19 protein-coding genes are annotated in these 24,981 nt (G+C 32.0%); 8 read left to right on the top strand and 11 right to left on the bottom strand.

From position 1 onward, the window contains the following. Window positions 1–64 precede the first annotated feature (64 nt). From Q0891_RS14935 to Q0891_RS14910, 6 genes are all read right to left on the bottom strand, one after another. Window positions 65–2,299: a TonB-dependent receptor gene (locus Q0891_RS14935; RefSeq protein WP_299102890.1), complete on the bottom strand. Its 2,235-nt coding sequence runs from the start codon at window positions 2,297–2,299 to the stop codon at window positions 65–67. A 119-nt stretch (window positions 2,300–2,418) separates the two neighbouring features. Further along, window positions 2,419–2,889 (bottom strand): hypothetical protein, encoded by a 471-nt coding sequence (locus tag Q0891_RS14930; RefSeq protein WP_299102888.1) that lies wholly within the window; start codon window positions 2,887–2,889, stop codon window positions 2,419–2,421. Window positions 2,890–2,891: 2 nt separating this feature from the next. Continuing rightward, the gene (locus tag Q0891_RS14925; RefSeq protein ID WP_299102886.1) at window positions 2,892–6,035 is read right to left on the bottom strand and encodes an amino acid adenylation domain-containing protein; all 3,144 of its coding nucleotides are present in this window, start codon (window positions 6,033–6,035) and stop codon (window positions 2,892–2,894) included. Between the two features lie 14 nt (window positions 6,036–6,049). After that, window positions 6,050–6,289, bottom strand: a complete 240-nt coding sequence (locus tag Q0891_RS14920; protein ID WP_299102884.1) for a phosphopantetheine-binding protein — start codon at window positions 6,287–6,289, stop codon at window positions 6,050–6,052. Next, window positions 6,282–7,862, bottom strand: coding sequence for an amino acid adenylation domain-containing protein (locus Q0891_RS14915; protein ID WP_299102882.1), 1,581 nt, complete (start codon window positions 7,860–7,862; stop codon window positions 6,282–6,284). Before Q0891_RS14915 ends, Q0891_RS14920 begins: the two co-directional genes overlap by 8 nt. Window positions 7,863–7,873: 11 nt before the next feature. Continuing rightward, window positions 7,874–9,028: an acyl-CoA dehydrogenase family protein gene (locus Q0891_RS14910; protein WP_299102880.1), complete on the bottom strand. Its 1,155-nt coding sequence runs from the start codon at window positions 9,026–9,028 to the stop codon at window positions 7,874–7,876. A gap of 875 nt (window positions 9,029–9,903) precedes the next feature. Here Q0891_RS14910 and Q0891_RS14905 point away from each other — a divergent pair. The 6 genes from Q0891_RS14905 to Q0891_RS14880 are packed head-to-tail and all read left to right on the top strand — an operon-like array spanning window position 9,904 to window position 18,121. Further along, window positions 9,904–10,965 carry a hypothetical protein gene (locus Q0891_RS14905; RefSeq protein WP_299102878.1) on the top strand — a complete coding sequence of 354 codons (1,062 nt, stop codon included), beginning with the start codon at window positions 9,904–9,906 and terminating at the stop codon, window positions 10,963–10,965. A 45-nt stretch (window positions 10,966–11,010) separates the two neighbouring features. Continuing rightward, a complete protein-coding gene (locus tag Q0891_RS14900; RefSeq protein ID WP_299102875.1) occupies window positions 11,011–12,264 on the top strand; it encodes a HupE/UreJ family protein in 1,254 nt (417 codons plus the stop codon). A gap of 25 nt (window positions 12,265–12,289) precedes the next feature. Continuing rightward, on the top strand, window positions 12,290–15,214 hold the full coding sequence (locus Q0891_RS14895) for an amino acid adenylation domain-containing protein (RefSeq protein WP_299102873.1): 2,925 nt from the start codon (window positions 12,290–12,292) through the stop codon (window positions 15,212–15,214). Window positions 15,215–15,225: 11 nt separating this feature from the next. Next, window positions 15,226–16,014 carry a class I SAM-dependent methyltransferase gene (locus Q0891_RS14890; protein WP_299102871.1) on the top strand — a complete coding sequence of 263 codons (789 nt, stop codon included), beginning with the start codon at window positions 15,226–15,228 and terminating at the stop codon, window positions 16,012–16,014. Continuing rightward, window positions 16,011–17,357: a phosphopantetheine-binding protein gene (locus Q0891_RS14885; RefSeq protein WP_299102869.1), complete on the top strand. Its 1,347-nt coding sequence runs from the start codon at window positions 16,011–16,013 to the stop codon at window positions 17,355–17,357. Before Q0891_RS14890 ends, Q0891_RS14885 begins: the two co-directional genes overlap by 4 nt. A gap of 29 nt (window positions 17,358–17,386) precedes the next feature. Next, window positions 17,387–18,121, top strand: coding sequence for a 4'-phosphopantetheinyl transferase superfamily protein (locus tag Q0891_RS14880; RefSeq protein ID WP_299102867.1), 735 nt, complete (start codon window positions 17,387–17,389; stop codon window positions 18,119–18,121). 9 nt (window positions 18,122–18,130) lie between these two features. Here the strand turns inward: Q0891_RS14880 and Q0891_RS14875 are convergent, their stop codons facing one another. The 5 genes from Q0891_RS14875 to Q0891_RS14855 all read right to left on the bottom strand — a co-directional run bounded on the left by Q0891_RS14875 (window position 18,131) and on the right by Q0891_RS14855 (window position 22,641). After that, on the bottom strand, window positions 18,131–20,521 hold the full coding sequence (locus Q0891_RS14875) for a protein-disulfide reductase DsbD (RefSeq protein ID WP_299102865.1): 2,391 nt from the start codon (window positions 20,519–20,521) through the stop codon (window positions 18,131–18,133). A gap of 140 nt (window positions 20,522–20,661) precedes the next feature. Next, complete coding sequence (locus Q0891_RS14870) at window positions 20,662–21,072, bottom strand: rhodanese-like domain-containing protein (protein ID WP_299102863.1); 411 nt, start codon at window positions 21,070–21,072, stop codon at window positions 20,662–20,664. A gap of 16 nt (window positions 21,073–21,088) precedes the next feature. Further along, on the bottom strand, window positions 21,089–21,406 hold the full coding sequence (locus tag Q0891_RS14865) for a rhodanese-like domain-containing protein (RefSeq protein ID WP_299102861.1): 318 nt from the start codon (window positions 21,404–21,406) through the stop codon (window positions 21,089–21,091). A 145-nt stretch (window positions 21,407–21,551) separates the two neighbouring features. Further along, window positions 21,552–22,163, bottom strand: a complete 612-nt coding sequence (locus tag Q0891_RS14860) for a thioredoxin family protein (protein ID WP_299102859.1) — start codon at window positions 22,161–22,163, stop codon at window positions 21,552–21,554. A 4-nt stretch (window positions 22,164–22,167) separates the two neighbouring features. After that, entirely contained in the window at window positions 22,168–22,641 is a 474-nt protein-coding gene (locus tag Q0891_RS14855; RefSeq protein WP_299102857.1) for a TlpA disulfide reductase family protein, read from the bottom strand. Window positions 22,642–22,873: 232 nt separating this feature from the next. Between Q0891_RS14855 and Q0891_RS14850 the strand changes: the two genes are divergently transcribed. Together Q0891_RS14850 and Q0891_RS14845 are read left to right on the top strand one after the other, a co-directional pair. Continuing rightward, window positions 22,874–24,274, top strand: a complete 1,401-nt coding sequence (locus Q0891_RS14850) for an anthranilate synthase component I family protein (RefSeq protein WP_299102855.1) — start codon at window positions 22,874–22,876, stop codon at window positions 24,272–24,274. 58 nt (window positions 24,275–24,332) lie between these two features. After that, window positions 24,333–24,899 carry an aminodeoxychorismate/anthranilate synthase component II gene (locus Q0891_RS14845; protein WP_299102853.1) on the top strand — a complete coding sequence of 189 codons (567 nt, stop codon included), beginning with the start codon at window positions 24,333–24,335 and terminating at the stop codon, window positions 24,897–24,899. Window positions 24,900–24,981: the final 82 nt, after the last annotated feature.

The raw sequence follows: 24,981 nt of genomic DNA, 5'->3' as shown, positions 1-24,981 counted from the left end.
GATTAAAAAATAAAAAAAGGATAGACTAAGTCTACCCTTTTATAATTACCATTTTTTTATTCTATTAAAAAGTAAATGAAATTTTACCTCTTAAGAAAAACGGTGTTCCTGGTGTATATGTAATTTCTTCAACAGATTCCGTTTCATTAAATAATCTGGTTTCTGTAGCAAACTGCGTTTCATTCCATTCTACATCGAATAGGTTTTCTACTGCTACTCCAATTACTAAGCTTTTTGTTAGGTTATAATTAATATTAAAATCCGTTACAAAATAACCATCTGCAACAATAGAATTATCTTCATTTGCTGGTCTATCATCTACAAATCTATAGCTTAAACTACCAGAAAACCCATTTAAATTGTTTACAGTCAATGCACCTGTAGATGTAAAATCTGGCGCTAAGGGAATGTAATCTTGGCCATCTAATTCTTCAGTACTTCTTGCTATTGTATAATTGATATCACTATTTAAAAATAACCAATCCGTAACTTGATAACGGAAACCAAAATCAATTCCATAACGTTTAGATTCTCCACTAGGTTCAACAACACCTGCATCACCGACGTAAACAAATTCTTGCTCAGACAATAAATACCACAGTGATGTATTTAACACCAAACGGTCTGCTGGCTTAAAAATAGCACCAAGATCTGCACCGAATGCATGCGGAAGCGTTTCCTCTCCTGTGTTTGCTGTAACTACACGAGCATCGTTTGAGTGAAAACCGTAACCTAATTTTGCAAATAATTGTAAATCTTTAGATGCCGCAAAAATAGTATTGAATTTAGGACTAACAATAACATCAGATTCTCCTAAAGTTTCATAATTATCAGTTAGAAAATTTACATAATTAAATTTAAAATAATCTAATCTTAGACCTGGATTTAATGTCCACTTTTTAGATTTAAAATTACCACTTAAAAAAGTATACCCATTTAATTCATCTATATCACCAAAGGCAATTCTTTCTAAAGTTTCCTTACGATTTTTTGTTCTGGATAATTCTACATCATTTACATCATCGTATCTAAAACCAACACCTGCATCAAAACTTAATTGAATGTCGTGATCTTCTATATGAAATGTACGATTGTAAACACTTTCTGCACCAATAATTGTTCTGTTTTCTTTTTGCTTAATTTGATCTCCATTAATAGGATCTTCTAAAAAGAATGTAAAATTAGAGTATAACTCAAAGTCGTATTTAGATATAAACGCTTTAGACTTTATACGTTGGTGCTCATCTAACTGCTTTGTATGATTTACCCAAATGTTAGATCTACTCGTATTACCGCCTTCAGTATCATCAATAGCACCAAAACGTCCAATGATTCCTTGTTCCACAGCTCTGGTTGGTATTTGCCCTGAAGCATCCCATCGACTTTGAAAATGTGAAAAAGATAATGTTAGTTCTTCATCTTCGTAATTATTAAAATTATAACGTCCTAAAATATTTAAACGATTAAAATTCTGTGGTGAATCAAATACACCATCGGTTAAAACTAATTCAGAAGCAATAAATGCACTACTATGTTTGCTTTCTGAGATTTTAAATAAGTTAACTGATCTTAAGGTATTAAAATCTCCTGCTTCTATTTTTATAAGATTGTCTTCAATAGATTTCTTAGTATTTAATTCAATGTAACCTGCAGTATTAAAATTCCCTTTGTCTGCATAATATGGCCCTTTACCAAAATCGATATTATCTATAATCTCTGGAATTACAAAGTGTAAATCTGCGTAACCTTGTCCATGTGCATGCGAAGGTAAATTAACAGGTATTCCATCTGTACTAATTGCTATATCTGTACCATGGTCTATATCGAATCCTCGTAAGAATATTTGCTCTGCTTTTCCTCCACCTGCATGTTGACCAATAATTAAGCCTGGTATCTTTCTTAAAATTTCTTGTGCAGATTTTATAGGATTTGTTTTAATTTCAACATTAGCAAACTGGCTCAAAACATTAGCTTTAGACACCAATACTACTTGGTCTAATGACACAGATGAAATTTGTAATACAATATTAATAGTACCGTCTAATTGGCTATTTAAAATAATGAGTTCTTGTTTTTCATAACCCAACCCACTAATGATGATGACATCGCCTTCTGAAATATCATCTAATTCATAATATCCTGAGACATTGGTATAGGCGTAACCTCCTGTATTTTGATTATAAATATTTACACCTTCTATTGGTTTATTATTTTCGTTGGTAATCGTTCCGTTTATTTCATGGGCAAAAACGGTATTGCACAGTGCTAAAAGCACAAAACTTAGTATAATTTGTTTCATAGTTTATTTTTTAAAAGTTTAATCAGTAAAATGTTTTATCAAATAAATATTTCTATTTAAAGCATAGAAACACTTCCCATATCGCATAGGTAATTTGAAAAACTTAAATAATGAAGCTGTTAAACTATAGGTGGTTTGTAGAGTTGATCGAGATACCTACTTTTAAAAATCATTGATTTATTTTGATAAATTGAAGGCTCCTTTTCGTTGTTATTCTGAAATACCAAAATGTATTTATTAGAAGTAATGTGCTTATTAATTTTTAAATCTAAAATTGACTCGCCTTGATGGTTTTTATCTTCATTTGAAGAATTATTCAATACCTCATCTATAAAATCAATAACATTATGCTGATGATTGCTGCTAAAGCTATTTTTATTTTCTACAATATGCAGCTTATTGACAGCGATGTGGTTGCCTTCAAAATCATGTTGAAGCACATAACTTGGTGCTTGTAAATGATGAGATAGGTTATGTAAAATTTTGCTTATTGGTAATTCTGCAGGTCCCAAAATATAGCATAACGTAATAACCACAGCAGTTACTCTGAACAAATTATTTTTGATACTATTTGGTTGATTAGGTTGCATTTCTATTCGGCTAATAAGCTTATTATGGTTTCCTCTACATAGGTTGCATAAGAGGCTACAGTAGGATATACGAAAATTTTATCAAGTGGGTTTTCCATTTCTAGTATTTCGTTTAAAGCACTTGTAATTCTCATAGCTAATAATGAGTGTCCTCCTAGTGCAATAAAGTTATCATAGATCCCAATTTTTTCAATATGTAATAACTCTGACCATACATTGGCAACAATTTCTTCTATTTCATTTGTTGGTGCGATATAGGCTTCATTGGACTTAAATCCTATATTATTTTCATCTTTAAGTTTTTTACGGTCCGTTTTAGCGCTTGTGGTTAGCGGAAAGTGATGTAGATATTTAAATTGCAATGGTATCATGTAACTTGGAAGCTTCCTAACTAAATAATTTTGAATTTGTGACACTTCAAGTTCATAATCGCCTCTATAAAAGGCAACCAATTGTGCGTTCTTATTTAATCCACCATCATCTTTTTCTATAACAAGTGTTACGGCTTCAATAATGCCATCAATCTGTTCTAAAACACATTCTATTTCTCTCAGCTCAATACGATGACCATTCAGTTTTACCTGACTATCTTTTCGACCTAAAAACTCGAACTCATTATCACTATTAAGTCTCACTAAATCGCCAGTATTGTAAAGTCTATCTGTATTTAAAAATGGATTTGTAATAAATAGTTCTGCTGTAAGATTAGGACGTTTTACGTAACCATCTGCAATACCATGACCACCAATAAAAAGCGTACCAACCACACCTTTAGGAACAGGATTAAGATAGTCGTCTAACACCAAGGCGATTGTGTTAGCTATAGGTTTACCTATTGGAACCGAAACACCTTTATGTTTTTCAGAGTTAAATTTTGAAATCACACAAGCAATAGTAGCTTCTGCTGGACCATAAAAATTATAAATACTAGTATCCTTGTGGTACTCTTCTTTAATTTTATTGGCCAAATCCGTTTTAAAATCTTCGCCTAATACTATAATATTTCTCAAGCTACAATTAGCATTTCCTTTACCAATAAACAATAATAAATGTGATGGTGTTAACACAATAGAATCTGCTCTATTATCTTCTAACATTCTTAATACCGAACCATCTGGACCTTCTTCATCCTCTTTATAAACAATGATTTCTCCGCCTTGATACAGTGGCAATAAAATTGCCGTATACGTTATATCAAAACTTATCGATGTACAGAATGCAAACTTTGTTTGCGCGCCCCAAAAATTATTACAACTCTGTAAATAATTAGAGACACTTTGTTCTTTAATTTTAATGCCTTTAGGTTTCCCTGTAGAACCAGATGTGTATAATATGTAGGCTATTTCGTTAGGATTAAATTTCTGTAGAGTAAACGTAGTATTGGATTTGTTATCCGTCCAACTTTTATCTGAAATATCAAAAACCTCTATGGCAGAATCTTTTAAATTCTTTTTTAAACTTGACGTTGTCACTACCAATTTACACTCAGAATCTTCTAATATAGTCTTAATGCGCTCTTTGGCCTGATCGGCAGCAATAGGAACACAAGTTACATGAGATTTCATAAGAGCTAATAAAGAAATAACGTAATCAGCAGACCTATACATATGCAAACCCACACGATCACCTGCTTTAATTCCTTTATTTTTTAACGTAAAACAAAGCGCGTTAGACAACCTGTTTAGATCATTATATGTGTATGTTTCCGATTTATCTCTAATAGCTATTTTGTCTGAATAATTTTCAATGACATCAGTAATCTTATTTATGAAAGATGGGTAAGAATTATTAAAAGCGACCATGTCTAATTCTTCTTTTATACTTTCCTTGCTAATCATTGAAGGCACGTCTATTAATTGAGAATTATCTTCTAGAAAAGCGTCTAATATTTTTAAGAAATGTGATGGCGTGTTTTTTTGCATTTCAGAATTAAATACTGCTGTATTTAAATCAAACAACAACTCTATATCTCCTGTTCCATCCATATCATAAACCGTACATCTCATATGATGTGCTGCGTCACAATGATTAGGATGAATCCATTTTGAAGTCACAGAATTACCATTAAAATCTGAAAAACTAGCTTTTATATAATTCAGCACCACGTTAAAGCCGCTACTTGCTTCTGTAGTTGCCATTCCTGGTTGAGCGTTACATAAATAGTTATTAGTTTCATTTCGTACTTTATTGTAAAAAGTTAGAAATGTATCATCAGTAGAAAACTCAGCAACCAGCGGAAACAATTCCACAAACATACCTGCGGTTTTCTTAAATGCATTGGTCACTCTACTGTGAGACAATGCACCAATGGCTAATTTTTCTTCATTGCTTACTCGCTTTATATAGACAAATAATGCCGTTAGAAATATATTGAAATAGGTAAGATCTTTTGTCCAACAGCGAAACTCTGGCAAACTCACTAACTGCTCTAATTTTGCAATACGATCTTTGCCCAGACTAACAGAAACTCTAGTTGAAGACGATGTGGATTCTTTATTCTTTTGACCATATAAAATAGGTGCTGCAGTTACTTTTTTTGCCGTTTCTTTCCAGTAGTTTCTAATATCATCTTTTTCTTTGTCATGTGTAATAATGGCTTCAAATTTTAGATAATCTCTAAACTGTGGAATTTCTGGTAAACTTTCGTTTTCAGAATTTAAATGTTGTTGGTAAAGCTTTGAAAAATTATCAAATAAAACAGTAGACGATGTCGCATCTGTAACTAAATGATGCATATTTAAAAACCACACATATTTAGCTGTATCTAACTTATAAAGAACGGAATTAAACAGAGGTTGAGAAGTATCAAAAACTTGCATAGTTCTGTTTTGTAATTCCTTTTCTAAATCTAATGTACTTCTGTTTAAAAACTCTACAATTTCTAAATCATATTGAAAATTCGCTAAAACATTTTGAGATGGAATGCCTTTGTCTTCACTGAATGTTATTCTGAACACATCTAAATTAGCGATTAAATCATTAAAAGATTGCTTAAAAATTCGCACATCTAATTTACCTGAAATCTCAAAAGAATGTGCCATATTATACATAGGACTCTCTGGATTTAGTTTTTGACCAACCCAAAGCATTAATTGACTTTGCGTCAATGCTATATTTGTCTCTATGTAATTAATTTCTGAATTCATTATAGTTCTAAACCTTAATCTGATTTACTTTTTAAATAATTTGTAATACAGGCAACCGTCATAAAATTTTCTATGACCATATCTTGAGCAGGAATTTTTAATTTAAACTCTTGCTCTATAAACCCAACCAGCTTCATCATACTCAATGAATCTAATAATCCGCTTCCTAACAAATCATCTTCCGCATCAAGATCAATAGCTTCGTCACTTACAATTAGTTGATTTTTTATGTAATTTATAATTGTATTATCCATTATGGTTTTCTGATATTTTTATTTGAATTTTATTTCTATCTATCTTGTCTGAGGTTGTCCTTGGGAATTCATTCATTATATAAATTTCTTCCGGAACAGCATATTTTGGTAAATTTTGCGAACAGTGTATTTTTAATTCTTTGATATCAATCTCACTTGTTTCATTTTTTAACAAAACAACCGCTGTAACCGAATCACGAGACTCATTATTATTTTTTTCTACATATGCCACTGCTTCTCTCACATCTATATGTTGAAGGAGTATAGCTTCAATTTCATCTAATTCTACACGATAACCTCTAATTTTTACTTGCCTATCATTTCTACCAATAAACAGTAATTGACCTATCTCATTTTCTTTGACGACGTCGCCTGTTTTAAAAAAAACATGATCATAACCTGATAGGATTGACTCGTGATAAAATGATTTATCTGTTAGTGGCTTGTTATTATAATAGCCCAACATCATGGTTTCGCTTCTTATCGCTAAAACTCCTGAAGTTCCTTTTTCTACCTGTTTATCATTAGTGTCTAAAATTCGGTAATCTGTATTTTCCCAAACTGTACCAAGAGGTAAATCTTCATTAATCTCATAAGTATTGTCAATGTTAAAATATGTACATTGATTAACTTCTGCAGGACCATAAACATTGCTAAATTTGGCTTGAGGCCAAAGCGCTAATAATTGCTTAATATATTTATTAGGAAATACTTCGCCTCCAAATAAAACCCATCGTAGCGATGAAAAATCCTTTTCTTCAATTAGTCCATTGAGGAACAATTGTATTAATGCTTGTGGTGCAGAATACCAAATACTAATTTTTTCTTGTTCTATTAACTGTGCTAAACTTACTGGCATTTTGGTATGCGCGTCAGACAAAACAACGATTGTAGATGCAGCCAATGGTGCTGTAAAATAGGCAAATGTTGAAATATCAAAATGCAATGGAGCATGGCTTGCAATAACATCTAGAGCAGCAACATCATAAAGCGTTTTAGAACCTTTAGCGTAAGCCAAGCAACTATTGTGTGTATGCATAATACCTTTTGGTAATCCTGTAGAACCTGAAGTATACATTATATACGCTAAGTCTTTACCTAAAACTCTAGGAAACTCAACAGAATTTCTGTCTGATTTATAAACATTAGACCAAGATACTGTGTTTACATCTAAATCTTTATCTAGCCCAATTATTGTTTGTAAACCTTCTGAAACTGCAGCTATTTTAACAATTGCCCTAGATTGTGCTGGCACCGTAACTAGATGTTCAATTTTACAATCGTCTATTAAAAATTGCGTACGTTCGTTTGGCGCAGTAGGATCTAAAGGAACAAATACGGCTCCTGCCATTGTAATACCGTAAACCGCTATAAATGATTCCATACAGCGATTCATATAAATACCTATACGATCGCCTTTTTTTACATTAAGCTGGAGCAAAGTAATCGCTAAGCATTCTGATTTTTCATAAAATTCTTTATAACTAATAGATTGAGACATGTATCTAAGAGCCACCTTATCTGGATGCTCTAAAACTGCATTTTCTAATATTTTTGGGATTGTATAAATCATTTCGTTATACATTATTTAGAAAATAATAATTGTGAAATAATGTTTCGTTGAATATCTGAAGTACCAGCATATAAAACACCACCAACAGCATCTCTAAGATTTCTTTCTACACCATATTCTGTTATATAACCACTTCCGCCATGGTTACGAACAGCATCTAAACTAGACGTTATAAAACTCTCACTTAATTGTAGTTTTAACAATGCTGCATCTAACATTGCAGAATCGCCTTCATTTTTAAGCCAAGCAACCTTATATAGTAAAAGTCTTGAGGTTTCTAAACGTAGTTTCATATCTGCTATTCGGTTAGACACAGATTGAAATGTATTTATAGCTTGACCAAATTGTTTTCTTTCTTGTACAAATTTAATACTGGTTTCTAATTGACGCTCCATAGCACCTAATTGACTTGCTAAAATACTGCAACGATCATACTCTAAAGAATACGTGGTAATTGCCCAACCAGACCCTTCTTTTCCTAATCTATTTTCTTCTGGAATAAAGCAATCTTTGAAAAATAAATCTCCAATGGGTACTGTTCTTAATCCCATTTTAGATTTGTTTACACCTTGTGTAAATCCTTTGGTACCTTTTTCTACTATAAAGCCAGTTACTCCCCATTTTCCAATTTTTGGATTAACATTTGCAAATACCAAAGCGATATCTGCTTCTGGTCCAAAAGTGATTAAGCGTTTCTGACCATTTAGAATATAGCCGCCTTCTACTTTTTTAGCATGTGTTTTCATATTAAACACATCAGAACCGGCTTCTGGTTCCGTTAGTGCATGGCATCCTATTTTGTCACCAATTACCATAGACCTTAAAAACTTTTCTCGCTGAGCTTCAGTGCCAAATTCAAAAAGCGGTAATTGCACAGTCCACATTTGCGCATTTAAAGCAAATGGCAAGCCATTATCATTACTACCATAACCTAAACCTTCCATAGCAAGTGTTGCTGTTAGTAAATCAATGTCCTTAAATTTCCCTCCATACTTCTTTGGCACTGACAAACCTTGAATCCCAAATTCAGCACACTTTTTCCAGAGTACTCTTGAAAAACTTAAATTTTGATCGCGTTCTTCAATATCATCATTAAGATTTTCTTTTGCGAATGCAATTATTTTATCCTTAAAATCAATCTGTTCTGGGCTCCAAGAAAAATTCACTTGTATATCGGTTTTATTAAAATTTTGTTTTGTAATTTTTATCTCAATATTCTGTTTTTAAAAAAACAAAACTTAGCTAATTAAACGAAAAATATATAAATAAACTGATTATCAAGTCGTAATGAATTTTAATCCGTTAAACATCTACATTCCCTTTTATTCGCGTTTTAATTAGTTATTCAGCAATAAATCCATGCTTCAATTACTAAAAGTATATACTTTTAGTAAGTTTACGTAAATATGAAGTGCTTGGTTTTATTAATTCTACAATTCATATAAAAGAAGATTATTCATCTATATCTATAGTTAAAACTTTTGAGTTTCTAATAACCTCATATTGCTATCCATTGAATAATCAAAGTTTTTGATAAACATCAATCTTTTGAATATAATGTTTACCATCATACAAATTCTCAACAGGAAAAACTAAACGTTGCGAAGGCGCTGAAGCTACGTATACTCATGTAATAATTATTAGAATTATATTCAATAGCGATACAAAACTCAAAACCAAATTAGGCTTTGTCGTGCACCAAAATAAATATTATGATTTAATGAGGAAGAAGTAAATCATTGACAAAAAACAACACTAAAAAAACTAATTTAAAATATTTTAAAACCCTTAATTCGATTTTATCGTAAATACTTTAATAAAGATATTTTCACATCTAATGTGATGAAAAACATTGTTTTGATAAAGTTATAAAAATTAATTTAGTTCAATTATCAATTACGAAAAACGCTGATTTATTACAATATTGTCACTAATATCTTTGGGAATGACCACTTTATCGAATGTATTGATTGAAATTGTTCGATATCCTTAATAATCAACTAAATTGAAAAAAAAAAGCCTTTTTTAACTTCGCTAACCCATGAAGAAGAATACACTAATTTTATCTGCTAGTGATGTCAATTTAATAGTAGAAACTTATGGTTTCAATAAATTAATGGACACACTAATAAGGAGAACAACAGAGAGTATTAAAGCATACGATGCTGAAAAAACTGAAATCCCAATTCGCTCTGGTTTTAACTACGATATAAATGATCCTGGATTAGTAGAATGGATGCCTGTTCATAAATTAGGAGAAGAAGTGGTTATAAAGGTTGTAGGTTACCATCCTAGAAACCCTGAAAAACTAGATTTACCTACTATTTTATCATCTATTTCATCATACTGCACAACAACTGGCCATCTTAAAGGTTTAGTAGATGGCGTTTTACTCACAGCTTTAAGAACAGGTGCAGCATCTGCTGTTGCTTCAAAATTTTTGGCTAAAGAGCAAAGTTCAATTTTGGGATTAATTGGTTGTGGTGCACAGTCGGTAACACAGCTTCATGCTTTATCTAGAGTATTCAACATCAAAAAAGTATTATTATTTGATGTGGATACCGCAACTATGACATCTTTTAGTAATCGCGTAGAAATGTTAGACCTTAACATTGAGATTATATTTTCATCAATTGAAAATATTTTAAACACAAGTGATATTGTTTGTACAGAAACATCAATAGACGTTGGTACTGGCCCTTTATTTAATAACTTAGAAACTAACGAACATATTCATATCAATGCTATCGGTTCTGATTTTCCCGGAAAGGTAGAACTTCCTTTAGATTTTTTAAAGCAAAGTTTAGTTTGTCCAGATTTTTTAGAACAAGCAAAAATCGAAGGTGAATGCCAGCAATTGACAGATGCTGAAATTGGTCCTGATTTATCTAATTTGGTTAAGCATAAAGAAACTTATGCCTATGCTAAAAACAAAAGAACTGTATTTGACTCTACTGGTTGGGCTTTAGAAGACCAAGTTGTTATGGACTTATTTTTAGACCTAGCAAAAGAGTATGGAATTGGACAAAAAATCTCAATTGAAAACATTTCAGAAGATGCAAAAAACCCTTATCACTTTATGCTAAAATCTGTATCAATATAGTTTAACAAATCTCTAAATATTTCCCTTTTGCTAAAACTAAACTAAATGAAAAAACTACTACTAAAATCGCTTTTTATACTACTGTTGTTAACACCAATGATTAGTGCTGCTCATTTCCCTAATCAAAGTTATATCTTTATTAGTGTTTATGAAACCAATGGTATTGAAGGACGATTTGAAATTAATACACGTGAAATAAACAAAGTCTTTAATTTAAACCTTAGAGATAACGTCACTGCCGAAGAATTCAAACCATACGAAGAGCAACTAAAAGCATACATCTTAAAACATGCCGCATTCTCATCTAAATATGGATCGCACAACATAGTCTTAAAAAATGTTGGTTTACTAGATATTTCCCAAGGCACAATGGTTCAGGTTTTCTTTAAGCTAGACAATATGGAAAAATTACCACAATTGCTAGATGTAAAATATGACGTTGTTTATGAAAAGGATGATACACATAGAGGTTATTTAATCACAGAAAATAGTTGGGCAGCAGGTGTCATAAATCAAGAAGCAAATATCTCACTGAGTTTTACACCAAATGAAACAGAAGCTACATTAGATCTCTCAGACACGTCTATATGGAAAGGTTTAATCGCAATGATCAAACAAGGTGTTTGGCATATTTGGATTGGTCTTGACCATATTCTATTTTTATTAGCATTGATTTTACCTTCAGTGGTTCGTAGAGTTAGAAAAAAAGAGACAAACGTTACAGGTAATTCAGTAAGCATAGAATCTTCTAATTGGGTACCAGTAGAGAGTTTTAAAGATGCCTTCTTTTATGTTATAAAAATAATCACATTTTTTACTATTGCTCATACAATTACGCTGAGTTTGGCTTCACTTGAGATCGTGAAGCTACCATCAAGATTTGTTGAAACTATAATTGCATTATCCATTGGGTTAGCTGCATACCATAATATAAAACCTATTTTTAAAGGTAAAGATTGGATTATTGCATTTGTATTTGGGCTTTTTCATGGTTTTGGATTTGCAAGTGTTTTATCCGATTTAGGTCTATCATCAGAAAACCTTGGTTTATCTTTATTAGGCTTTAATATTGGTGTAGAAATCGGTCAATTGTTAATTATAGCAATGATGTTTCCTGTTCTGTATCTGCTAAGAAAGACAAAAATCTATAAGAAGATTTTACTTTATGGTTCAATATTTCTAATTATTGTTTCCTTATATTGGGTAATAGAACGCACTTTCGATATCAAATTTGGTTTAGACGATCAGTTTAAGAGTTTTATAAGACGTATTATTAATGCTTTAGGCTTGTGGTCTTAAGTTCTCATTTTCAAAATTTTCCCTAATGAAAAGTGAAATAGACAAAAGTTCCCTACTCAGTCAGTGGAAAAATCAAAAGCGAAATGCATCAACGTTGCTTAAAATAAATAAAGCACCTCTTGGTAAAGCTATTCCTTTGTCTAAAGGGCAACAGCGTCTTTGGTTTTTACAACAGTTATATCCTAGTAATTCGTTTTACAATCATGCTGAGTCTTATAATATACTAGGAGATTTAAATTTTGAATTCCTATCTAAAAGTTTCGATTTAATCATTGAAGAACAAGAAAGTCTCAGATCTTACTTTCCTATTGAAGATGGACAAACAACGATTAAGATTGCCTCGGATTTCAAATTAAAAATCAACACCGTAGATTTCAGTACCTTTCAATTAGATGAGGCTAAGCAAAAAGCGAACGATTTTATAGCGGAAGAAATCATTCTACCTTTCAACCTTAATGCTGCACCACTTACTAGAGTTTCGCTACTAAAACTGTCTGAGGAACACCATATCTTGTCCATAAACATACATCACATTATTATTGATGAATGGTCTATGCGACATTTCATCAATTCATTAGCTGAGTATTACACAAAACTATCAAAAGGCGAAACCATACAGCCAAAAGAACTGCCTATTCAGTATCAAGATTATGCTTATTGGGATCAGCATAGAACATTACCAACGAAACAAGTTGACTATTGGAAACATAAATTGTCTGGCACAATACCAGTTTTAGAATTACCTACGGATTATAAAAGACCATTACAACCTTCGTATGAAGGAGCGCATTATTCATCTCTACTATCTAAAGAAGATTCTGAAGGTCTTTTAGCGTTTTCAAAACAAATGGAAACAACTCCTTTTGTGGTAACTCTAACTATTTTCTACACACTTTTATATAGATACACCAACCAAAAAGATATTTTAATTGGCCTACCTTTTACTAATAGAAAGGATAAATCATTGCAAGATTTGCTAGGCTTCTTTGTAGACACTATTGTTTTGCGTACGCAGTTTAACGAAGACAATTCATTTAAAGAATTACTGTCTAAAGTTAGAAAAAACACGTTAGATGCATTCTCTAATAATGATATTCCATTTAACTATTTAGTTAATGAATTATTACCTAGCAGATCGTTAAGCATGAACCCGTTTTTTCAGGTAATGTTTGTTTTTAACAGTGACGAAAAAACCTCTAGCAATGATTATAACATTGATTTTAAAAAGCGTAATGACATTCATTTAAAATCTTCAAAATTCGATTTAACCTTATTTATAAATGAAAAAGATGGTCAACTTGCAACCACTCTAGAATATGCTACAGACCTATTTGATGAATCTACAATAGAACGTTTTTCTGCACATTTTAATAATTTAGTAAAAGCAGTCATTAGCAATTCAGATAATTCAATTGCTGAGCTACCAATGTTAACCTCGTATGAGAAGATGTATTTCTCTAAAGATAACAGCTCATCAAATCATATCTTTAAAAACTTTACAGGCATACATCATATTATTGAAGATATTGCTAAGAAAAACCCAGACACTATAGCTGTTACTTTTGGCTCAGAAAAATTATCTTATAAAGATTTAGATAAACGGGCTACAGCCTTAGCTCATAGTTTACTTGCGAGGAAGAATGTAAACGATAAAATAGTAGGCTTATCTATTGAACGGTCTACTGATATGATTGTTGGCTTACTTGCCATTTTAAAATCCGGTTGCGCTTACTTACCAATAGACCCAAATTATCCCTCACAACGTATTGATTTTATATTAAAAGATGCTGATATAAATTGCATTATTACACAACAATCTTTAACTCCGATTTTCAATGAATTTAAAACGGACTTAATAACTATTGAAGCCGTTGAAGATATTGACGATACTAATAAAAAATTACCTTTAGTATCAAACACTGACCTGGCTTATGTAATCTATACATCAGGAAGCACAGGAAATCCTAAAGGTGTACCCATTACACATAAAAACATAATTAATTCTACAGCAGGACGCTTAGCATTTTATGATAATAACCCAACAGCTTTCCTTTTAATGTCTTCCATTTCTTTTGACAGTTCTAAAGCTGGTATTTTCTGGACACTCTGTACAGGAGGAAATTTAGTAATTTCAGAACAACGTTTAGAGCAAGATATTGAAGGAATTGGTAAAATAATTGAGGCTAATAAGATAAGCCACGCCTTGATGCTTCCATCACTATATCATTTGATATTAGAACATTGTAACAACGCTAAACTTACCAGTTTAAGAACAGTAATGGTTGCTGGTGAAGCGTGTTCTGTTACGGTTGCAAAAAAGCATTTTTCAACACTTCCTAATGTAAATTTATATAACGAATATGGACCAACAGAAGCTACCGTTTGGTGTATTGCGCATAAAATTTCAGAATTAGATTTAGAACACAATAAAATACCAATAGGAAAAAGTGTCGCTAATGCTAATGTTCATATATTAAATTCAAACCTAAAACGAGTACCTTTTGGTGTAACTGGAGAACTTTATGTGAGTGGACCAAGTTTAGCAGGTTATTACATAAACAGACCAGACTTAACTGAAAAAGCTTATCTAAAAAACGAGAAGAACATTACATTGTACAAAACAGGTGATCTCGTTAAATATAATACAGATGGTAATATTGAATTTTTAGGCAGAGCAGATCAACAAGTAAAAATTAGAGGATTTCGCGTAGAACTCAACGAAATTGAGACTGTCCTTAATGAATTTAAAATGGTTAAAAAAGCTGTTGTCGTTGCGGAAACTGCAAATAAGAATATCAATTCAATAAACACCAATACTGCGGTAGAAGCTTCAGAACTGGCTCAATTATTAATTGAAAACTTAAATTCAGTAGAGATAAAAAAATTGCTTCACTCTGTTGAAGTATTAGATACCAATGATAAAGCGTACTTATTCAAACAATTGAAATAAGTCATAGTGTTATGAAAAGAATTAAAAGAACAGAAAATTTTGAAGTCACATTAGTTGTAAAAGAGGATAATTTTATAAATCCACCAAAAGCTGCACAACGAAACGCTGTAGTTAATAGAGCTTTAAAAGAATTTTCAGCCGAATTAAACGCACTCAATGAACAAACAAAAAACTTTGTTCCAGGCGAAACAGTTGTTGGTTTATCAGAAAGAGGTCAAGCCCAATTAACGGCTCAAGAAATCATGGAAGATTGGCAAATTCCACTGATGAAAGCTATGGCAAAAGCAATAGCGGAAGATGGAGGCGATATTTTAGAAGTAGGTTTTGGCAGAGGAATTTCTGCAGATATGATTCAAGAACATCCTATAGACTCTCACACCATTATTGAATGTAATGATTTGGTTATAGAACAACATTTTAAGCCGTGGAAATCTAAATATACAGCAAAGAACATCAGGTTGGTACATAGTCTCTGGCAAGATTGTATTGATGACTTAGGATTATTTGATGGAATATTTTTTCATACGTATCCACTCAACGAAGATGAATATATGCAATACGTTAATGCAAGTATTACATTTGCAGAACACTTTTTTCATCATGCAGCTAAACACTTAAAACCAGGCGGAAGTTTTACTTATTTTTCAAATGAAATTGCCTCTTTAAGCAGAGAGCATCAACATATGTTATTAAAGTATTTTAGTTCCTTTAGTGTCCATATCATTCCTTTAGATATGCCAACAGATGTAAAAGATACGTGGTGGGCAGATTCAATGGTAATAATTAAGGCTGTAAAATGAGACAAGATATTTTAGAAAATAAATTAGATCAGTTACCCAATGAAGATCGCCAATTGATTCTTTTAAAACTAAAAGAGTTGGTTTCAAATGGTTCAGATTCTAATAGTTCTGATAAACCAAAACGTCTTGTTGCCTATGTTGAAACAGAAAAAGGTTTTAATCTTAAGGACATTGAGACCTATTTAAAAAAACAGTTACCAGATTATATGGTACCTTCTACTTTTCATTCAATTGCAAATTTCGCATTGCTTCCCAACGGAAAGGTGGATAGAAAGCATTTAAAACCGATTGAACAGAAGAACACAACAATTGAAACTTCACTCTCTGAAAATAATTCTACTCTAACTGAAGTTGAACAGCAATTAATCAATATTTGGGAAGAAGTATTAAATTTTTCGCCTGTTTTACCAGACGACAACTTTTTTGAAATTGGAGGCGATTCTATATTGAGTATTCAAATAATTGCTAAAGCTAGAAAATTAGGAATCTCTTTATCTGCGAATCAGTTGTTTGAACATCAAACTATAAAAACGCTTAGCAAACAATTATCTCACAAAGAAATTGATGAAGAAAAAGAACAATTTAAATTTCTAGTTCCATTAAGAGAAAAAGGAAATAAAAAACCTCTATTCTGTATACATTCAGGAGGAGGACACGTAGTATTTTATAACCTCTTGACTAAGTACATGAAAACTGATCGTCCAATATATGCACTAGAACCGTCAGGACTTTATGGAGGAGAAATGCATAAAAATGTTGAGGAAATGACTTCAGATTATATGAAGGCTATACAATCTGTCCAGACAAAAGGAACTTATAATATTTTAGTCTATTGCTTTAGTGTAACTGTAGGAAATGAAATGGCTATTGAGTTCTCCAAACTTGGACATAAAGTAAATATTATAGTAATGGATACCATGGCATCACCTTGGTCTTTAAACACACCCTTAAGATTAAAAGCGCGACTTAAATCTTTCGCTATTAGATTTACTAAAAACCCATTGATAAGTACGAAGCATTATTTTGAAGACAGATTATGGCATATAAGACCTTTTATTGCTAAATATTTTGGAAATGAAAACACCAGAGATTTAGAGAAATTGCAAGAAAATTTAAGACAAATATGTTTGGCTTACCAATTTAGACCTCATAATGGCGATATATCTCTCATTCTTACTAAAAAGCCACATAAAGATTTACAAAAAATTACCATTGACTCTTGGAAAGAAATTTCTAACGGAGAATTAAAACTTTATTATACAAAAGGTAATCACAGAACTCTTTTTAAAGAACCAGATATTTCTTATGTTTCTAAACAAATTGAAGCTTGTATTGCAGATTAATAATACCTTTTAGAAAGCAATTTAAATCCATGATTAAATTGACAGAATCACTTTTTAATTTAGAACCAAATACAGTACACATTTGGTCTTTCGATTTTAATATAGAGGATGAGGCTGTTAAAAAGTATTTCCACCTACTCTCCCAAGATGAACAAGCGCGCGCAAACAAATTTAAATTTGATAAAGACCGAAGATGTTACGTTGTTTCTAAAGGTGTTTTACGCACACTCTCTGGAAAATATTTAAATAGAAATGCTCAAGATATAATGTTTAGTTATGGTGAATTTGGTAAACCAAAATTTGAACAAAACACAGATTTAAATTTTAATGTATCGCATTCTGGAGATCTTGCTACTATTGGTTTTGTAACCAATCATACTATTGGAATAGACATTGAGAAAATAAAAAATGATTTCGATACCTTTGAAATTGCTTCAAACTTCTTCTCTAAAAAAGAAATAGCTGACCTTCAATTAATTTCTAAACCCGAACAATATATCGCTTTTTACAGATGTTGGACACGTAAAGAAGCTCTTATAAAAGCAATAGGAAGTGGCTTATCGTTTCCTTTAGATTCATTTTCTGTGACTTTAGACCACGATTTCATAGCAGAAATGCAAGAAACACATTGGGATAAATCAGAAAAAAAAGAATGGAATTTTCACACTTTTAAACCACGTGCGGAATACATAGCAGCTGTAATAGTTAAAAACAACTTTTGTTCTTTTAAAACGATGGAACTAGATCCAACAAACCTTATCTAAAATTGAAGTTTAGTTTTTAAAATTCCCAATACCTTCGGTTAACCATTCACTATATTCCATATAATCTGGTGTATAAGCAACAGGTTCATTTAAGTTTTCTTCGTTATGATCCATTAAGACATAATAAGGCTGAGTATTTGTTTTGTATTTAATGGTTTGCATTTCACTCCATTTCTGACCTTTATTTCTTAATTTTTTTCCTGGTCTTAATTTAGAATCTGGAGCTTCACCTTCCGGAAAATCAATTTGTTCATCAACATATAATGAAATAAGAACGACATCATTTTTTAATTTATTTAAAATCTCTGGTTTTACCCAAACATTCTGTTCCATCTTACGGCAATTAACACAAGACCAACCTGTAAAATCGAGCATTACTGGCTTACCTATTTCTTTAGCATATGCTAAACCTTTGTCATAATCGTTAAATGCTAAAATATCATGAGGCGCTAATAAATGTGCACCATCAGGTAAATCTGAGTGACTAGCAGAACTTCCTCCTTTAGCATTCCCAACACCATAAGGCGACTCCGAATAATCTAATGGTGGCGGAAACGCACTAATTAAGTTTAAAGGTGCTCCCCAAAGTCCTGGAATCATATAAATAGTAAAGGTTAAAGTTAATAACCCAAACATTAATCTTCCTACAGAAATATGTTTTAAAGGTGAATCGTGAGGCAATTGAATTTTCCCAAATAGGTATAAGGTTAATGCGCCAAATACAGCTATCCAAATAGCAATAAACACTTCACGCTCAAGTAAGTGTAATTGTAAAACTAAATCTGCTTGTGATAAGAACTTAAAGGCTAATGCCAATTCTAAAAATCCTAAAACTACCTTCACTGTATTTAACCAACCACCAGATTTTGGTAGAGAATTTAACCAACCTGGAAAAGCTGCAAATAAAGCAAATGGCAATGCAATGGCAGATGAAAAACCAAGCATACCAATAACTGGCGCAATTCCACCTTTTGAAGCAGCTTCTACTAAAATTGTACCAACAATAGGACCTGTACAAGAGAATGACACAATAGCTAACGCTAATGCCATAAAGAAGATACCAACAAGTCCTCCTCTATCTGCTTGTCTGTCTGCTTTATTAGCCCAAGAGTTTGGTAATACAATTTCAAACGCTCCAAGAAAAGACATTGCAAATACAACAAGTAATATAAAGAATATAAGATTAAACCAGACGTTTGTAGCTAGTGCGTTTAAGGCATCTGCACCAAAAATAGCTGTGATAATTGTCCCTAATAACACATAGATTACAATAATAGATAATCCATAAATAATAGCATTTCTTATGCCTTTAGCTTTAGACTGACTTTGCTTAATAAAGAAGCTAACCGTCATTGGTATCATAGGAAAAACACATGGTGTCAACAAAGCAACGAAACCAGATAAGAAGGCTATAAAAAAGATAGACCATAAACCTTTTGTTTCTTCTTCCTTTTCAGCCTCAAAATTATCAGCGTTTTTTTTTACAGCTACACTTTTAGTTATATCGAATTCTAGATCTTTATAAGTTGGTGCCAAGCAACGTTCGTCATTGCAAGCCATAAAACCTACCTCAGCCATTACTGTGGTCGTTTTTAAATCTGTAAGTTTTATATTTTGTCTAAACTCGGCTGTGTTTTTAAAGAACTTAATCTTCATTTCGAAGACTTTATCCATAACCTCTTTGCCTTTTTCTTCTATAGTTTTCTTAATAAGAGTAATACCATTCTCACTATTGTACTCAAAGCTCGTTGGTATAGGACCACCATCTGGTACAACTTGAGAATATAATTTCCAACCCTCATCAATAGTCGCTTTAGAAACTAAAATAAATTCAGAATCATTTACTTTTTCAACTGAAGTTGACCACTTTACAGGTTCAAAAATTTGTTTTCCTTGATTACCAAAACTAATCACTTCCGTTGCAGAAGGTTCTTTAATAAGTTCAGCTTCTTTTATATTAAACTTAAGATCAACGTAACTTGGTGGCATACATTTTTCATCGTCACATGCCATAAACTCAACTTCGCCATCAACGATTGACAATTCTTCATTTAAAACTTTTATGCGTTGTCTAAACTCAGTTTTATTTTCGAAAAATTTAATTTTCATCTCGTAAACAGGGTCCATAATCGTATGACCATCCTCTTCAATAGTTTTTCCAACTATGTCATAATCTGAATTGGATTTATACGAAAAACCCGTGGCAATTGGGCCACCTTCTGGCACTACTTGAGAATACAAATGCCAATTAGCATCAATTGTTGCTGTAGAAATAAGATTATATTCAGTGTCTGATATTTTCTCGGTTCTCGTTTCCCACTTTACAGGATTATATATTTGAGCAAATAAATTACCTGAAAATGCCAATAAGCAAAGCAGAAATACTTTTTTAAAGTTCATAGAGGACGTGTTAATTTACAAATGTAACAGAAGTCTAGTTGTCTTCGTTATACAGTCGTCTAATTTATAAAAACCTTAAGAATTTAGGAAATGAATTATGGCAATAAAAAAACCGAACGTTTCGTTCGGTTACTAAGAATTTAAGATTTTACTTTTATCTCTAGGTTGTCGGAATGTTTCCATTTAGAAATTCCGCCTTCTAAATCATATACTTTTTCAAAGCCAGCATCTTTCATTTTTTTAGCGCATTTGGCACTTCTTCCTCCAGATTTACAATATAATATAACCGGTTTATCTTTATTAAGTTTTGTTATATCTACATCAAAAGTTGGCGACATAAAATCAATATTTTGAGAATTGGCGATATGGCTTTCCTCGTATTCCTTTGGTGTGCGTACATCTACCAGCTGAACATCTTCTAATTCTAATATAGACTGCATTTCTTCAGCAGTTACCAACTTTACTTCATTGCTTTCTAGCTTATTATCTAAACAACTCACACTGAAACTTAAAGCCAATAAAAAACAACAAATTGTAAATATTCTTTTCATAATTTATAATATTAAACTATTCAGGGTGCGCTACCTCACCATCCCAATCATTAAAACCTCCTTCTAGGTTATAAGCGTTTTCAAATCCTAACTGATCCATTATACCACAAGCTTGTCCACTTCTAGCACCAGATCTGCAATACACGTAATAATTCTTAGATTTATCTAACTCCTCTAGCTCATCTATAAATCCTTGACCTTTATAAATGTCTATATGCTTTGCGGTTGGAATAAATCCTGCATCGACTTCGTCTTGTGTTCTAACATCTAAAATTACCGAATTATTGTCCGCTTCTAATTGTTTTATCCAATCTTCTTGTGATAAATCTGCCATAGTGTATATTAAATTTGGGTAAAATTAACTTTTCCTTATGATATAGACGAAAAAAAATCCGAAGTGTTACACTCCGGATTCATATTTTAACATTTTATCCCTAATTTAATTCAGAATCTCATCATATTAAAGAAACTAAAGGCTATTAAACCTTAATAGAACAGCCAATTGCTCTAGTCTCGTTTACTTTGATTGCTTCTCCTTTTAGTAAAGCATCAACAGCATTTTCAACATACTTCTCTTTTACAGCACTCGCATCTTGATAATTATCGTCTATTGCTCCAATATACTTAACAACATTGCCTTTATCGGTTTTTTCTAACAAATAAATATGTGGTGTTTTTGTTGCTCCATATTGCGGATAAATCTCTTGATCTTTATCCATTAAATATGGAAATGTAAACCCCTTTTCCTTTGCTCTTTGCTGCATCGACTTCATATTATCTCCAGGTTTAACATCTATGTTATTTGGCATTATAGCAATAACTGGAAAGCCTTTTGATGCATATTTTTTATTTAAAGCTTCAATTCTATCTTCATAAGCAACAGCATAAGGACAAGTATTACACGTAAATGTTACTATAAAACCTTTAGCATCCTTGTAATCCGATAAGGACACCATTTTTCCATCTATATTTTCCAGGCTAAAATCTGTTGCCACATCTCCAACATTATATCCTTTGTCTTCTGTGTTAATCGTAAATGCTGACAGCGTTAAAACCAACACTAATGCCGAGAATAATTTTAAAGTTTTCATATTTCTAGTTTTTTAAAAATTGTTTAAGTTCGGTTTCTAATTCCTCTTGTGTAAAAGATTTTTCATAAAATTGCCTTTTATTACCTCTATAAATAATAGTTGCTGGTAGCGCGCCAGACCAGTTTTCATTTATAGCAGGTATCCATCTGTTTTGATCCGTGTCATTTAACGCAACTACTCTAGATTTTAATTTATGTTTCTCTATATAAGGTTTTAAGGCTGTGTCATATTTTTTCGGAAAATCTAAGCTTACCAAAAGTACCTCAACATTGTCATCATCATATTTTTCGTTTATAGCCTCAAAATATGGCAATTCCTTTATGCATGGTCCGCACCAAGTAGCCCAAAAATTAACAACATGAACTTTATCGTCATTCTGATTGATTAACGGTTCTAAACCATCATAATCATAAACTTCTAATTTTTCATCCTGGACTGGTAAAACAAAAATTAAAAGTATTAATAAGAAATGTTTCATGCTATAAAGTTATTAATCAAATGACCCAACATTTAATAATTAACAAAAAATTAATTAAATGTTTGACTTTACGAATTTTCATTTCTATATTTGACCATATTATGAAAATAAATACAAATCATACTTGGTGGTGGAATTTCTCAAACGTTAGTTAGTGAAACCATCCTTGTTATGTAATTATATAGAAAAAAGGCTTGTCATTCACGACAAGCCTTTTTTAATTTAAAAACTTATGAAAACATTTAGTTTATATACACATTATAAAAAAATCTTAGCAGACACTATTACACCTGTTAGCATTTATCTTAAGATTAGAGATAAATTCCCGAATAGCATTCTTTTAGAAAGTAGTGATTACCATGCCAATGATAATAGCTTCTCTTATATCTGTTGCAATCCCATTGCTTCTATAAAAGTTGAAGGCGATACCATTTACCAAACTTATCCCGATGGTAGTTCTAAATCTAATTTTGTAGATACAGTTGGTGTTGTTGAAGAAATACACAAATTCACACAACGTTTTAAAGTGGATACAAAAGAAGAATTTAAATTCATCAACAACGGTATTTTTGGGTATACATCCTACGATGCTGTTAAATATTTTGAAGATATAGAAATTTCAAAAAAAGAAAATTCGGTTGCTATTCCTGAAGTATATTATGCCGTTTATCAAAATATAATTGCGATTAATCATCATAAAAACGAAGCCTATATTTTTGCGCATTGCTTTGATACTGAAAATAACATTGATGATATATTACAGTTAATTCAAACCAGACAATATGCCTCTTACGATTTTGATACCAATGGCGATATTGATTCTAATCTTACAGACGATGAATATAAAGAACATGTAGAATTAGCAAAAAAACATTGTGGACGAGGCGATGTTTTTCAATTGGTATTATCTAAACAGTTTTCACAAAAATTTAGTGGAGACGAGTTTAATGTTTACCGAGCATTAAGAAGTATTAATCCGTCGCCATATTTATTTTATTTCGATTATGGCAACTTTAAAATCTTTGGCAGTTCTCCAGAAGCACAATTAGTAGTTAGCGAAGGAAAAGCCGAAATTCACCCAATTGCAGGTACTTTTAAGCGAAGCGGAAACGACCTTAAAGATGCAGAGCTTGCCGAGGAATTAATAAAAGACGACAAAGAAAACAGCGAGCATGTAATGTTAGTTGATTTAGCACGAAACGACTTAAGTAGAAACGGAAGCAATGTCACTGTAGAAAATTATAGAGAAGTACAGTTTTTCTCTCATGTGATACATTTAGTGAGTAAAGTAACCGGAACCATTCATAAAAACACAGATACGATGCAAGTGGTAGCAGATACATTTCCTGCAGGTACATTGAGTGGCGCACCAAAACATAAAGCCATGCAACTTATAGAGAAATATGAAAAAACTAGTAGAGGTTATTATGGAGGAGCTATAGGTTTTATGGATTTCAGCGGAAACTTTAACCATGCTATAATGATTAGAACATTTTTAAGTCAGAATCACAAATTATTCTGGCAAGCAGGCGCAGGATTAGTAGCAAAATCTAATGCCGAAAGTGAATTGCAAGAAGTATATAATAAGCTTGGTGCATTGACAAATGCGATTGAGTTAGCGAAGGATATTTAGCAGTAAGCAAAAAAGAAAATAGTTTAATTAATAGATACCTGCTTTAGCAGGCATTGAGATGAAAAAAGTATTAGTAATAGACAACTACGACAGTTTTACATACAATTTGGTCCATTATTTAGAAGACTTAAATTGTGAAGTTATTGTAAAACGAAACGATAAATTGACACTAGATGAAGTTGATGCTTTTGATAAAATTGTATTATCACCAGGACCAGGAATTCCTGATGAAGCAGGTTTATTAAAACAAATCATAGCCACCTACGCACCAACAAAAAGTATTTTAGGTGTGTGTTTAGGACAACAAGCCATTGGCGAAGTCTTTGGTGGTTCATTAGAAAATTTAGAAGATGTGTATCATGGTGTTTCAACCACGATTTCACTTTCGGTAGATGACGAACCATTATTTAAAGGATTAGGTAAAACATTTGAAGTTGGTAGATATCACTCTTGGGTTGTAAACGCTAATTTACCCGAAAGCTTAGAGGCCACGTCATTTGATGAAAACGGACAAATAATGTCATTAAGGCATAAAGTTTACGATGTAAAAGGTGTTCAATATCATCCAGAATCTGTGTTAACACCAGATGGAAAAAAGATTTTAGAGAATTGGGTTAATGAATAGTTAGCAGTTAGCAGTTAGCAGTTAGCAGTTAGCAGTTAGCAGTTAGCAGTTAGCAGTTAGCAGTTAGCAGTTAGCAGTTAGC

The sequence above is a fragment of the uncultured Winogradskyella sp. genome, from assembly GCF_947498005.1.
Lineage (GTDB): Bacteria > Bacteroidota > Bacteroidia > Flavobacteriales > Flavobacteriaceae > Winogradskyella.
This window is presented reverse-complemented; position numbering and strand designations above follow the sequence as displayed.